We start from the raw sequence: 14,573 nt of genomic DNA, 5'->3' as shown, positions 1-14,573 counted from the left end.
GAACGAATGACGGTTGATGGCCGCACTGAGACCGACGATCTGACGTCGTCTGTCTGACCAAGTCCTATTTTCTACGCAGCGACTGACTACCCGGCAACGGCGATGTCGCAGCCGAATGGACAAACCGGCACAGCCGGTCGCACGATTCGATATAACGATATTTCGGCACACTGCCAAGCACCTCGTCGTAACGCGACGCGACCTGTCCGACAGTGACGGTATGTTCCGTCGACACCTGCCAGCAATGCCCCTGTGCGGCAGCGGAGATACTGCTGTCCAGCACGGTCCCCGCTTCGCGAAAAAGCGCGACGTCTGCTTCCGGGCAAGCGGTTCCGAGCATGAAGTACGTCATATAGAGCATCCGCAGCAGACTCACCATCGTCTCTGCCGTCCCGTGCCCGGATCGAAAGACTGCCAGAGCAAGATGGCCTTCCAGAGAAAGATCGCGCAAGAAAGCCACACGCACCATAAAACCCTCGATTGAAGAGTTCCTGCATAGGGACCGGCAGCTTTTGCGTCAGGAATACAAATGCGGTGCCGTCGACAACCCAGTACCGTACGAGCCATCTGCCGCCACAGCCGGTCCCTGCTGATCGAGGATTGTTCAATCAGTGCCGTATTGAGGTGACCGTGGCCCGTAAAGCAGCCCGTTCGGCGGCCCGGCATGCAGAAGCCGATAGCTCGTCACTCCGGCAATATCGTGCCCCCTGTCCGTCAGCGAATTCGCAACCTGCTTGATCGCTGCCATGACCAGCATGCCGATCAGGCCACCGCCAGCATTGTTGTTGCCCTCATTGCTGTTGGCGCTCGCACTACCCTGCCATAGCACGTCACCGGTCTTGAGATCGACCAGCCTGGCGGACGCCGTTACTACTGTTGCACTGTCGACGATGTGGTACACGGAGCCGTACTGTGTGATCTTCGAATACAGCGCGGCGTCAGCACCGAAGATCTCCCGAAGCTTCGCGGGGGAGGTTGCCTGAATATCGGCCGGGACGGTCAGGCCGTTCTGGCGGAATGTCTCATCCATCACCGCCACTGGCACCACGTAGTAACCCGATTCGGCGAGTGGCATCGTCATCTGCGAAAGCATGCTGTTCGTCGCCTGCACGTCGGTCGTCTCGTTTTCGGGCGGTAGAACGAGGATTGAGTGCGGCCGGCTGTTCCTGAAAGCGGTGTAATCGGCATGCTTGACGGGTTGCGCACACGCAGCTAACAACGCGAACGTCGAGAGGGCAAACCAAAGTCTGAAAGAAAGGAATCTGGACATGACGACTCGCTTAAGGCTGTTTCGTTTTATGTTTCATCAGGAAGTCCATGTAGGTCGAGGACTCCGGAAACAGTTGCTTCTCAGACTCGAACTCCTGCATGGCCTGGGTATCGTTCCCGACACTCGCGTACAGCATGCCCAATTGCGCATGAAATCCCGGCGGCGGCATGTGCCCCTTGCCGCTGATGTCCTGGAGGGCCTTTTCCAGCGCATCGATCTGCTCCTGCGGAGCCTTTTCTCCCTTGAGATAGTCGTACACGGCGGGCTGGTAGCCGGTCCACTGGTAAAGCGGCTGGGGGCGGTTCGCCGCGCATCCCGTGAGGAGCATGGCTGTCGCCATTACTGGCAGACAGATTCCCCGCATCATGCGGCTATGCTTCATCGTGAATCGCGTCATTATGTTTATTGCAGCTACGGTTGAAAGTGGATGGCCGCAATGGCCCGGCGCACTTACTGTGCGGCCTTGAGCGTACCTGCATCGACCTGCTCGACCAGGTGATTGACGGCCTCCTGGATCGCCAGATCGAGCACCTTGCCGTTGAGCGTCGAGTCGTAGCCGGCGGTTCCGCCAAAGCCGATGACTTCACGGTTCGAAAGGCTGAATTCACCTGCCCCCTGGCTCGACGCCACGACTTCCGATGTCGTCGTGTCGACGACGTTCAGGCTGACCTTTGCGTAGGCCACCTGACTCTTGCCTCGGCCGAGGATGCCAAATAGCTGCCGGTCGCCAACCTCCTTGCGACCGAACTCCGTTACGTCGCCGGTGATGACGAAGCGCGCCCCCTTGATCGATTGTGCTTTTTTGAGGAAGCCTGCTTCCTGGCGGATTTCGTCGAGGTTGTCGCGATCGAGCACATTGAAGCGCCCAGTCTGCTGGAGCGCCGTCATCAGGATGGTTTTGGACTGACCACCGAGACGGTCAACGCCGTCCGAGAAGATGCCGCGCATATAGCTCGACCGGTTGTCGAACTTGCCGACTGAAATGCCGATGGGTTGGCCCACCGCTGGCTTCTGCGCACTGGCGACGGGAGGCACCGGCAGCGAGTGCGACGACTCGGTTGCACATCCGCCCAGCGCCACGACAACGGCAACAGCAACGGCTCCAAGACCATTCGTTTTCGATAACTTCATTTTGTTTTCCTCTTTGTTGAAACGCCGAAAACCCGGATAGCGTCGGCGGGGTGAATTTCAGAATTGAGCGGTCAACTGGAAACCGAGCGTCACGCGCGCAGTGGGAAAATCTGACGGCTTGTAGATCGGCGTCCCGGCGAACAGGTCATAGGCGAGCGCGCCAGCCTTTGCTGACGCACTACCGCGCACACCGATCACCGCACCTGCCAGCTGTGTACCGGCGAGATATGCGGCGTTCGGTCCGAATACGTGCCCGTAGTCGATGCCTGCGTAAAGTGACTGCCCCGTCGATCCAATCGGAACCTGCAACTCGTTGCGCCAGAAGAAGCCGCGTTCGGCCGCGAGCATCGTTTCGCCGTCGAAGCCGCGCACCGTGTAGCGGCTGCCGATGGTCAGGTCATCGATATAGTTCAGCGTGTTGTTCGTGAACTGCCCATGCACGCTCGTCACGTAACGCAATGGCCGGCTTGCTATCCTGAACGGCATTGACAGGTTCGCGTCGAGGATGGCCATGCGGAAGCGGTAAGTCGGGCCATTCTCGTAGAAGTCTGGTGTCGCCCCGAGTCCGCCCACACCCTGACGGTACCCGAGGCTGCCGTCGAACTGCGAGCTGCCGAAGTAGTGGCGATCGGTAAGGCCGGCCTCGATGAACGTGTTGTTGCGCCGCTGCTGCGGGATGTCGGTGTCTTCAATGAAGCTTTCACCGAAGCGCTTCGTCAGGCGGAACTGCGCGCCAAGTACGTTATTCTGGCTGCGCATGAGCACGCGCTGTAGCCTGAAGTCCACCGTCTGCGCATTGCCGCTCGAAACGAAAGTCGCGTTCGCGCCCGCGATCTGCTGGTAATACGTGTTCGTGTAGGCCGATAGCGTGCCGGTCCAGTAGCCCCACGGAACCGAATAGAAGCCGTTCCAGCCGTGCGAACCGAGACCTTTGTCACCGAATTCGAGGTCCTGGCTCACACCGACGTTGAAAATGTCGTTCAGGCCAAGCGGGTTGTCGATGCCGAGGCTCAGGTTGCCTTGCAGCTTGCCGGTGGCCCGCGTGCCTGAGTTGTCCACCGAGGCGACCACCGTCCAGGGCTTCGCGCGCTTTACCGTCACGACCACATCGCTTTCGCCCGGTACGTCGGTAGGCTCGATTTTCATGTCCACGTCCTGACTGCTGACGCGCTTCATCTGTTCGAGTCCCTGTTCGAGATCGCGCAGGTTCAGCATGTCGCCATCGCGCGCCGGGAAGGCGGTTTTCCATGTGCCGCGCGTGGCGGGGTCGGCGAAGCGGATCGTCCGCACGACACCCGGCACCAGTGCGAACTTCAGCACGCCGCTTGACAGGTCCTGCTCAGGCAGCAGTACGCGTGTGGTGATGTAGCCGCGACCGAGAATAGCCTGCTGCAATCCCTTGGTGAGCGTGTCGAGTCCCGCCTTGCCGATGCATTGCCCCCGGTAATGGTCGAGCCATTCGCGGGCGAAGGCGAAGCGGTCGAGCGGCAACGCAGATGCGCCCTGTTTGCGTACTGCATCCGGCAGCGTCGCGGGCACGTCGAGCACGAACGAGTCGATGCGGAAGCACGGCGTTTCGACTGGCAGTTCAGGCCAGTTCGATGCGCGTTCGACAGTCGAGCGCACGGCCGGCGCTTTGACTGTCGCGTCGCGTTGCTGAGCTTCGTGCTGTTCCTTGACCTGCTGGTTCTGTTCGGCGTTCGCGCGTGCCGCTGCCGCCGTGTCGGCTGGGGTCGGGGCCTGCTGTGCGTGGACAGCCTGTCCCGCGAGCGAGGCAGAGGCTATCAACGGCAGAAGCGATAGCCGCTTGCTGACTTTCATTGTTCTTCAATTCCTGATTCTGATAATTATGCGGGCGAAGCGGACGTTCGCCAATCAGCGGGCAGTTGCCGGTTGAAGCGATACGCGTTCGCGCCTTCGAACATGCCCACCGTGCTGCTCGATCGTCTCAGCGATGTGGGTGACTCGCCTTTGGGGCAAAGAAATAAATACCAAGCGCAACAACGATGAGAATCGTCAGCATAACGAGCAATAGATTTCGCCAACCTCTGCGAGTTGTTGGAAGGTCGCTTAAGCTCCCACCTGCGCCCCCACTGAAAATTTCGAGAACAGCAAGAAGCAAAACGGCGATGACCATTGTCGCCTTCGCGATCGTACCGAAGAACAATTCGGCGAAGCGGTAGGGCCAAGCGGAACGGCGCGGCCCTACCGGGGGACGGCGAAATTCTGGATGCGTGATATTTCCGCAATAATGCGGCCTCGTAGAAATGTCAAGCGGCTGTGCAGCCAGCTTGGCCTCCTTCTTTGCCAGCGTATCTTCATTAGGATACGATAGGAACCGCCAAACATCGACATCTTCTATCGTTTGCTAGAGTCTCGTTTATCTGATTGTTTATCAAAACGTCTTAGGTCTAGCACCCTGACGCTCTTGCTGTATCCCGCTCCAAAGATCAATGCTATTAGTAATGCGAATATCCCAATCGCAAAAATAACGGTTGATGGCGAATGCTTGCGCAGCAAGTAAATGCAACAAAAGACGACCGCTAGCGCCAAATAGGAGATACAACGGTAGACCGTTCGTTCTATCGGCGTCAGCTCATCCTTCCATTTATTGCTATCCATAGTATCTCTTGGTAACTATCGCTAGTAATACTTCAATTCTGCGGAACGACATAAGGTTGCGCCGCCGTCGTACCCACAGTGAACAGAGTCTGCGTCCATTTTCCTTGCGGAAGCAATGCACCGCCGATTGTACTCACCGTGTTGTATAGGACCGATGCTTGACTTGGCGGATTGTTAAAATTGCTTAAGGACTGCAGGCCCGCTGAGGCAACGGCAGCGGCAACGTCATACGGAGGCGGTAGCCACGGAGATGCAAGCGCCAACGCGGTCGAGTCCTGGTCCGTGATAGTGGCAGCGGATGGCATCATTGCATTGATTGGAGAAGCATTAGCGTTTGCAGCGATCGCATTAACCTGCGCCATTGCTACCGACTCGTTGCACGGTGAGAACGCCGTACATGCCGAGGGCAGCAGACTATTCTTTTTCTGGTGGAGCATCTGGTTGTACAACTCGACCGCCGATCCAGTAGCCGCGCCCGCCGTGCCGCCCACAAGCGTGCCACCTACGCCCGCCGCCACATTCGCAGCGAGGTGTTGCCGAGCAGTTCCGAGCCCGTATCTGCTGCGACACCCTTGGACAGGCTCTCAAGCTGCCCCGTGAGCTTCGAAGACAGGCCCGCACCAGCCGCACCACCGATCGCCCCGAATGCGCTGCCCCCACCGAGGCACCAATCAGCGCGCCGCCCGCAAGATGCAGCAGCACGCGATTATCGCCGCCTTCATCCAAATAGTTTTTCAATTACCGCGCTCCCTATCACTGCCGCGATTACAGCGATAAATACCCAGTAAAAAGTCTTTTGCTTTTTGCTCATACGTGCCCACTGTTCGGGCGTTGGCCCTCCGCCAGTTGCCATATCAATCTCCTTTACTTGGCGCCCACAGGGGAGGAATGACCCCAAGGCATTACCCCGATGGTTTTTCCACCAGGTGACCCAAACCCAATTTCGACGGCCGTACTACCGCCATACGCATGGGTGACCGCGCCGAACACATTGACACCAAAGGGTGTTGGTACTGAAACAAAATATTGACTACCATCACCATTCAGAAATGAATTGGTTGCATCTGCGTCTTGCGCGCCAAATATCCATCCCAGCGTTGCGGTGCCGCTCGGCATCCACGAAACGGCCGATGGATTAGTCATTGATACTCCACTACCAACATACCGGTGGCCGTCATACAGGTTCACCGCAAGCGTCCCATTAGCCGATAGTACGCCCCCGTTGGCGGTCGCGTAGTTGGGCTGGAGAGTACCAGCGGCAGCATCTGCATTCGCCCCCAGAGCCTGAATTGCCGCATTCAGCGTTGCATCGCTACACTGCGCGCCCGCACCGCATACCTGGGTTAGAAAGTCTTTGCGCATCCCGAACGGATTGCCCGTGCCGCCCGTGCCATCGCTATTACCAGTGCTGCGGTTGTACAGGTCCGCATTCGATGCCGTGAACGCGCCCGCGCTACCGCCCACCAGCGCACCACTCAACCCGGCCAGCACGTTCGACGTCACATTGCCCAGCGTCATCGATCCCGTCGCGCCGCCAATCTCATCGGCCAGACCATTCAGCTTTCCAGCCAGCGCCGACGACACCCCGGCGCCCGCCGCGCCGGCCGCCGCCGAGCCAATCCCGCCTCCGGCAAGACCTCCAAGCAGCGCTCCGCCCGCAACGTGCAGCCCCACGCGGTTCGTCCCGCCTTCCGCCCACGAATTCGCCTCGGCCTGGTACTTCGCGTAAGTATCCATGTCACCGGAGGCCTTTGCCGCATCCGCCGCCTTCTGGGCAGTCTCCTGCTTTGCATTCGCGTACGCCGCAATCCCCTGCGCCACCACCTGGCCCGCCGCCTGCGCCGCCGCCATCGTGTCCGCCTGCTGGTTCAGGATATGGTTCACGTCCGGTGTGTTCGAGACCGTGCCGTTCGTGTTTGTGGTATCGCGACTCAGGGCGGCCGCATCCTGCGTCTGGTGCGCGCCGTCCGTGATAATGATCGCCCCGGCACCGATCGCGCTGCGCGTGGTGGCGCTGTCGTCACCGTTCTCGTTCAGGACCATTGGTACCGCACCGCCCGCGCCGCTCACCGATCCCGGCCCAACCGCCTTGCCGGTACTCCCGACACCGACGCCCGCACTGACCCCTGTACTCGTCGCGCTGTAGTGCGACCGGTTCTCGATATCGCTGAACGTCAGCGTGCCGGTCGTCAGGCTGTTCTTCGACGCATCGGCATAGCTCGCAATCACTGCGCCCTTGAGGTCCGTGTTGCCGTTGACGTTGATGTTGAAACCGCCGTCACCCGCCTGGATACCCGCCTGCTCCTTGACCTGGGCATAGTTCGAATCCGCATGACCGTTCTGTGCGCTGAAACTCGCGCTGCCACCGCCCTGGCTGACGCTGAAGCCGCCGCTCACACCGCTCTGATGCACGGTGCTGACGGTCGTATCCTGCACGCTTTCAACGTTCAGGTTGCCGCCCACGTTTGCCGTGACCGTGCCGCCGTTCACGTTCGATCCGATGATGTTCGTATCGCCGCCGCTCAGAATGGTCACGCTGTTCGCACCCGTGACGTGCGCGTTGTTCCGCATGGCCGCGTCGCTGTTCGCATCGCCGTGCGCATTCGATATCGACGCCGACACGCCGAAGCCCTGTGTGCCGTAGGACACGCCGACGCTCGCGCTGCTCGACTTGTTGGTGCTGGCGGTGGTATCGGTATCGGTCGTATTGAGCAGATTGACCTGATTCTTTGCGGCCAGCACCACGTCATTCGCGCTCACGTTCGAACCCGCGACCGTGATGTTGCCCGAGCCCGCCGTCCCGTTACCCGTTGCGATAAACGTGGTCGTGCCGCCCGCCTGGACTGTCGAGCCGGTATGCGTGGTCTGGTCCTCGCTGGACGTGCTTTTGCTCTGACTGCTGCCGAAGCTCAGTTGTGCGCCGATGCTCGGCGCGTTCGGACCCTTGGCGCCATCGGCCAGTGCCTTGGCCCCCAGTGCGGCCATGCCAGCGTTACCGCCTGCCGCGATCGCATGCAGCGCCGTTGCGCGGTCATCGCTGTTGCCGCTCGCAAGGCTCTGCCCCTGCTGGACAGCACCGTTGATCGCATCGCCCACGCTTCCCGCGAGACCGAGCGTAAAGCCACTCTGTTTCATCTCCTGCGTTTCGTCGTGGTGTGACGTATTCGTCGCCGCATCGATGATGACGTTGGCCGCCGTGCCGGTCACGTTCTGCGCGGCAATGACGTCGCTGCCGGTGATATGCAGGTCGTTGCCCGCCGTCATCGTCACGCTGCCGTTCGTGCTGCCCACCAGACTGCCGTTGCTGGTGACGCTGCTGTCGCGCGTCGTGTCCTTCTCCTCGCGCGTGCCATAGTTGATGCTCGCGCCGCCACCGCTCATCGCACCAAAGCCGGAAGCCTGCTCCTCATGAAGCGTGCTGCTCTGGCTCGTATTCTGAGCGGTCGTGATGTCGAGGTCATGACCCGCCGCGAGCGTCATGTCGTTCGTCGAAGCGACGGTGGACCCGTTGATATTCAGATCGTGCGCCGCACTGGCCGCTACGGTATCGCCCGATACGGTCGAGCCGACCGATAGCACCGCATGCGAGGTGGACGTGTCGGTGATCCTGTTGCTCGACAGGACGCTGGCGTGGCTGTTCTGCGACCAGTGGTCCGCGTCGTGCGTTTCGGTCACCGCGCCGACCGTGATATCGCCAGTCGATTGCAGGATGACGCCGCCACCGGTTGCGCCGCTCACACCGCCCGTGCCCACCGATGAGCCGAGAATCGAGAGGTTGCCCGTCCCGGACTGGCCCGCCGCGAGCGTGACGTTCCCACCCGCGTTGATGCTGCTGCCATGGGCGGTTTCGTCGTAGGTCGAATCCTTATGATGCGCGAGATCGCCGCCCATCGACTGGCCGCTATACGTTGCTGTGTCCTTCGCCGCTGTCACCGTCAGGTCGCCGCCCGCCACCATCGTCGCATTGCCGCCCGCCTGAACCTGCGCTCCGGTCAGCGTCGTATCGTTGCCCGAGACAGTGGTAAGGTTACCGCCGGTCGTGATCGTGCTGCCAATGCTGGTTGTGGTGATGCTGTGGTGGCCGTTCAGGCCATCGGTGGTTCCCGCGTCCTGGGTGGCCGTGAGCGTCGTCGTGCCGAGGTTGATGTCGTGGCCCGCGCCGATGGTCGTATCGCCGCCGCTCTGGAGCGCCCCCCCAATCATGTTCACGTCATGGCCTGCGAGCAGCGTCGCGCTGTTGCTCGCGGAGATCGTGCCGACCGACTGGACCGCCATGCCAGTTGCGCTGGACGTGAAGCCGGCGTTGCCACCCGTCACCGCTGCCTGGGCGGTTGTGCTCTGGTCGACGAGATCGCGGCCTGCGCTAACCACCGTATCGACGCCGCCAATGCGTCCGCCGATGTTCGTCACATCCTGCACGGCGGCTACCGTCGTCGCGCCGCCGCTACCGATCACGCCCCGGTTCACGACGTTGTTGCCGATGACCGTGGTCGCCACGTCGCTTGCGACGTGGCCGCTGCTCGTCACATCGCCTGTCGCGTTCAGGTTCACGCGGTTACCGGCCACCAGCGCGCCGCTGTCCTGAAGGTCAACGGTGCTGGACTGCGCGAGATAAACCTGGGGCACCAGCACCGTCTGCTGCGTACCGTCCGGCAGTGTGACGGTCTGGCTCACCAGCCACACCATGTCGGTCGTCAGTTGCGCCATCTGTGCATCGGTCAGCCCAACGCCCACCGTGAGGTCAAACGCCTTCGCATACGACACGCCGTTGTTCATCAGCGCCGTGTATTCGTCCAGGTTGCTGGTGTAAGGCCCGAGGAACGTCCGCCCGGTCAGTTGCGTGACCTGTTCCATCACCAGTTGCTGCTCATACATGCCGTCACCGAGACGCTTCTCGGTTACCTGGGGATTCAGGCCGAGCTGGGCGAGCATGTAGTCGCTTGAAATGAACTTCGTATAGCTCGTCAGGCGCGGATCGGTGACGACGAGATAGGGCGCGCCGGGCGCGCTCTGATACGTGTACAGCGCGCTGGCCGGAAGCTTCAGGCCTGGAATACCGCCTGCTGCGCCGCCGAGCGTCTGCGGCCGGTTACCCGAGGTACTGGTGCTACCCAGCTGGGTGCCGGTTGCGTCACCACCGGATACGCCTGCGCCCGTGACTGTCTGGCCGACGCGATCCACCGAGCCGATGGTAATGTCCTGTGCGTCGGTCTGAACGGTCTGGTTGGCCGTCGCAATCGCGGGCAGCGAGGCAACCGTCGTGGACGGTAGCGGCACAGTGTCGTCTTTGACATCCGGCCTCGTGTCGTCGCTGTCGCTGGTCTTTGCGTGCCAGTAGAAGGTCGAGACATCTGTTTGCGTGCCGGTCTGCTGCAACAGGATGCCGGTATCGTTCACCGAGCCGCCTGTCGCGCGGCGTACGAGGTCACCGCCTGCGGCCATCGTGGACGATTCATTGCTGATCGTGCCGCCGTCTGCGTTGACGCGGATCGAGCCCTGCGCCTGGATCGTTGCTGCTGTGCCGGCGTTCAGAAGCTGGTCGGTCACGGTCGTGGTGGTAGACGTGCGGCTCAGTTCAACGTAATCGTGGCTGTCCGTGCCAAGCGTCGTATCGATCCTGACCTGGTCAGGCGCGATGTTCTTCGTCGGATCGTAGTCCGGATAGAAAGTGAGCGTGACCGTACCGTCGCTGTTCTGGACCAGACTCTGGTAATACTGCACCGCGTTATTGGTAATGGTGCGGGTCTGCGGGTCCGCGACACAGTAGGTGGTCGGGCACAGCCTGTAGGTATCCGTCAGTGGCGTAGTGAGCGAGAACGTCTGGCTAGTGGCGTCGATGTTGGTCACCTGTGAAGCAGGCAACGTCACGACCAATGCCTTTGCCAGTTTGCCGATTACCTGACCACCGATGCCCCCCACGCCGCTGAAAATCCACTGCTCATAGATCGCGCTGTGGTAGCTGGCGACTTCGTCAACCGGAATGCCCCCCGTCCACAGCGTCAGCGTCGGCCCCACGGTCGTGACAGGCGTTCCGGCTTCGGTCTGAACGCCCGTGCGCTGGTTGGTCAGCGTCCGCGCGGCCACGTCGATATCGCCCGCCGCCTGGATGCTGGCCGCGCTGTTCGTGATGATGCCCGTCTGGTTCGCGAGCAGGCCCGTGGAGTCGCGCGCATCGTCGCGCGCCAGTTCCATGTTCCCCCCGCTGTAGATCAGGGCGCCGTCCGCGTTCGTCAGCGAACTGCCCGCGTAGATACCAAGGAACGATGCCCCGGCGATGACCGCCTGCGCGCCCTCATTAGTCACGTCCGTGGCGTTCACGATGACGTTGTTGCCAATCACCGCGCCCGTGTTGTTCAGGCTCGCGCTGTGCGTCGTGACCGCATCGCCCTCGATCTCGCCCGCGTTCGTGATATCGCCCGTGGCATTGACGGTGGTCGCCGCCGAATTCATGTCCGCGCCGGTCGCGTTGACGACATTGGCCGCGTTCACCGTCAACGCGTTGCCTGCTTCCAGTGCAGCGGTGTTCGTGAACGTGCCGCCAACACCGAGCGTCAGGTTGTTGTCCGCATGCAGGGCGGTCGCTGCGTTGCTGGCGAAGTCGCCTTGGAGCGCCAGCGTGAGGTCGCGACCCGCCGTGATCCCGCCGTCGCCCGCGAGCGTACCGCTCATGCCGATGTCGCGGTTGGCGCGCACCGCGCCGCCTGCGTTCGACATGGACGCCACCCGCAGGGATACGTCCTGCGCGCTCTCGATGGAGCCGTCGTCATTATTGAGCGTCGCGGCGGGCTGGTTCAGGTTCAGCGCCGTGCCGCCATACAGCCTGCCATCCGTGTTATCGACCGTATCCGTGATGGCAAGGGTGGCGGTGCCACCCGCCACCACCTGGCCTCCGGACCGGTTCGCCAGGTTCTGCGCGTTGACCTGTACATCGCCGTTGCCGCCCAGCACGCCAGCCGTGTTCGTGATCGTGCCGGCAGCGCTGAGCGTGGTCTGTCCCGTTCCCGCGTTGGTGATCGAGCCGGATGTGTTGTCAATGCCCGAACCCGCTACGGCAAGCGTCCCGGCCGCGCCGTTCACGGCAATCACACCGCCCGCGTTGATGACCCTGCCGGACGCGTCGAGCGTCAGGTCTGCGCCGCTCTGTGCCGAGCCGCCCGAGTTGTCGAAATCGCCCTGGGTGGAAACCGTGAGGCCCGCGTCGCCGTAAATCTGCCCGGCGTCGCGGTTAACGATGCCGCTGGCGGCGGCGATGCTCGCGGCCTGCTGCGCGGCGAGCTTGCCCCCCGCATTGTCGAGCGAGGCTGCGGCAGTTTGCAGCGCGCCGTTCGTCCCGATCTGGCCGCCAACGTTAGAGAGTGCCCCGGCCGAGCTTACGGCCAGCGTGCCTGTGCCCGCGTGCCCGATCTTGCCGCTGTCGTTCGTGATCGACTGCGCGCTTACCGTGAGGTCCTGCGCGTTGGAGGCAATCGTGCCGTGTGTGTTGTCCAGCGCGCCGCCCGCGCTGATCGTCTGGGCCGCTGCACTGGTCTGCTGGATCGTGCCGTGACGGTTTATCAGCGCACCTGTGCTCGATACGCGCAACTGGTCGCCGTCAATCAGGCCCGAGGTATTGTCGATGAATGCCCCGGACACGGTGGTATCCGTCGCGGAAAGCCGACCCTGCACGTTGGAGAGCGCGCCCGTCGCCGTGGCATTGAGCGAGCCGCCTGCCGTCACCATGCCGCCGTCGTTGGTGATTGCCCACGCGGCGAGCGTGGCATTGCCAAGCGCCGACACCGTGCCCTGATTGGTCAACGTGTCCGCCGTCAGGCCCACATCGCCGTTGCTGCCGATGACGCCGCCCTGTTCGCCGTCCACCGCCGTACCCGACGCATTCACAAGCGCGCCCGCCGTATTCACTGTCAAGCCGTCGCCGTTGAGCGACACGATGCGGCCCGCCGTGTTGTCGATGGACCCGGCGACGATGCTTTCTTTTCCGGCGGCCTGCAATACGCCCTGCCGGTTGGCGAGCGAGCCCGCCGTCTGCACGGCCAGCGCGCCGCCCGAGAGCGCCCGACCGGCTGTGTTCGTGATCTGGCTGCCTGCCAGTTGCATGTTTGCGGCACTCGCGAGCGTTGCGCCGCTGGTGTCAAGCGTGCCGGTTGCGCTCGCCGTCAGCGCGCCGCCTGCGGTCGCGCTCGCGCCTGACGTGTTCAGATCGCCACCCGTCGCACTCAGCGCAAGATTGCCATTCGCTGCTGTCGTGCTTTCTGCGAGGTTCACCGACGCACCGCGCAGGGTCGCATTGCCGCCAGCGAGGTTCGTGCCGGTGGCCGACAGCACGCCCGCTGCGCTGAGATTCAGATCGCCGCTCTGGCCAACGCTGCCATCCGCATTGATGCCCGCACCGAAGGTGCCGCTTGACGTGACGTTCCCCGCACTGATGGTCAGGTTCTGCTGCGCGTAGATCGACCCGCTGTTCTCCACATCGCCCGCCGCTGACACCGCAAGATTGCCGCTCGCGGTTGTCTTGCCGGTGAGAACCAGCTTGCCCTGCGTCGTGAGCGTCAGGTCGCCCGCCTGGGCGGCGATCACGCCCGCATTGGACACCCCGACACCGTATTCATTGCTGACCAGAACGATACGATTGGCGTACATTCCGCCAAGCTGGCTCACGTCGATGGACACACCTGGCGCTGCGCCGCTGCCTGCGATGGGCGTCGCGGCCAGCGTGTCGTGATTGACCCGATTCGCGCCGGCGATAACATTCAGGCCGTTGGCACGGATGGCCGCGTTAGCCTCCACCGCGCGGGAGATCAGGTCCACCTGATCAATATTGGTCGCATCCAGGCCCGCGCCCTTGACGGTAATCATGCCGCCAGTTACGTTAAAACCGCTCAGGTTGCCGCCCGCATCGAGCATCGGCGTACCGGTGGTGAGAATGCCGCGCGTGGTATTGATGAAGCCGCCGCCATCGACCACGATCCCCGAACCGTTTGCCACGACGACTTCGGCCCTGTTGCCCGCCACTTCGAGATAGCCGCGCAACTGGCTGGGCGAATTGCTGTTGACCTGGTTGAGAATGATCCGCGCGGACTGGCCTGGCGAAAGATTCGGGTTACCACTCACCTGTCCTGCGAGTTGCGTGTTCGTGATAACGGGTGAGTTGTTCAGGATCGCGCCGTTTTTCTGCACATCGAACTGCGAATACGTATTGACCGAAACACCCGCATTCGACGCCTTGTTGATATCGACCTGCGGCAGGCCATTGCGCGTCTGGATGACATTCGGCGCGTGCGCGCCCGAGGGCACGATCTGCGCATCCGCGAGAACAGGTGCGAGTCCGCACAGCACCAGCGCGGCGAAAGCTGCGTGACGCATGGCGAACAGTGTGATCGGGCGCCGTGAGGCCGATGAATGGGTCTCGCCCTGACTTGCGTTGCCGTGGGCAATGGCGGTTTCCGCAACGGCGACGAGCATACTCCGGCACCGGCTGAAAACCAGCCTGAACATGTTCTTGTTCATTCTGCATAGCGTATTTTTTTTAACCTGCCGAAAAATACCTCATACC

General features: G+C 62.0%; 8 protein-coding genes. All 8 read right to left on the bottom strand.

The genetic code is table 11. From position 1 onward, the window contains the following. Window positions 1-64 precede the first annotated feature (64 nt). The 8 genes from OKW37_RS34905 to OKW37_RS34870 all read right to left on the bottom strand — a co-directional run bounded on the left by OKW37_RS34905 (window position 65) and on the right by OKW37_RS34870 (window position 14,482). The gene (locus tag OKW37_RS34905; protein WP_429403653.1) at window positions 65-469 is read right to left on the bottom strand and encodes a hypothetical protein; all 405 of its coding nucleotides are present in this window, start codon (window positions 467-469) and stop codon (window positions 65-67) included. A gap of 135 nt (window positions 470-604) precedes the next feature. Continuing rightward, a complete protein-coding gene (locus OKW37_RS34900) occupies window positions 605-1,270 on the bottom strand; it encodes a DUF799 domain-containing protein (RefSeq protein ID WP_429403652.1) in 666 nt (221 codons plus the stop codon). A gap of 10 nt (window positions 1,271-1,280) precedes the next feature. Further along, complete coding sequence (locus tag OKW37_RS34895) at window positions 1,281-1,598, bottom strand: DUF4810 domain-containing protein (RefSeq protein ID WP_429403651.1); 318 nt, start codon at window positions 1,596-1,598, stop codon at window positions 1,281-1,283. Window positions 1,599-1,720: 122 nt separating this feature from the next. Continuing rightward, window positions 1,721-2,401 carry a CsgG/HfaB family protein gene (locus tag OKW37_RS34890; protein WP_429403650.1) on the bottom strand — a complete coding sequence of 227 codons (681 nt, stop codon included), beginning with the start codon at window positions 2,399-2,401 and terminating at the stop codon, window positions 1,721-1,723. A gap of 57 nt (window positions 2,402-2,458) precedes the next feature. Continuing rightward, complete coding sequence (locus OKW37_RS34885; RefSeq protein ID WP_429403649.1) at window positions 2,459-4,222, bottom strand: ShlB/FhaC/HecB family hemolysin secretion/activation protein; 1,764 nt, start codon at window positions 4,220-4,222, stop codon at window positions 2,459-2,461. Window positions 4,223-5,055: 833 nt separating this feature from the next. After that, the gene (locus OKW37_RS34880) at window positions 5,056-5,385 is read right to left on the bottom strand and encodes a hypothetical protein (RefSeq protein WP_429510048.1); all 330 of its coding nucleotides are present in this window, start codon (window positions 5,383-5,385) and stop codon (window positions 5,056-5,058) included. Between the two features lie 356 nt (window positions 5,386-5,741). Further along, entirely contained in the window at window positions 5,742-5,876 is a 135-nt protein-coding gene (locus OKW37_RS34875) for a hypothetical protein (RefSeq protein ID WP_429365046.1), read from the bottom strand. 11 nt (window positions 5,877-5,887) lie between these two features. Continuing rightward, complete coding sequence (locus OKW37_RS34870; RefSeq protein ID WP_429510046.1) at window positions 5,888-14,482, bottom strand: hemagglutinin repeat-containing protein; 8,595 nt, start codon at window positions 14,480-14,482, stop codon at window positions 5,888-5,890. Between the last annotated feature and the right edge of the window lie 91 nt (window positions 14,483-14,573).

This window comes from Paraburkholderia sp. MM5482-R2 (assembly GCF_050436125.1).
GTDB classification, from domain to species: Bacteria; Pseudomonadota; Gammaproteobacteria; order Burkholderiales; family Burkholderiaceae; genus Paraburkholderia; species Paraburkholderia tuberum.
This window is presented reverse-complemented; position numbering and strand designations above follow the sequence as displayed.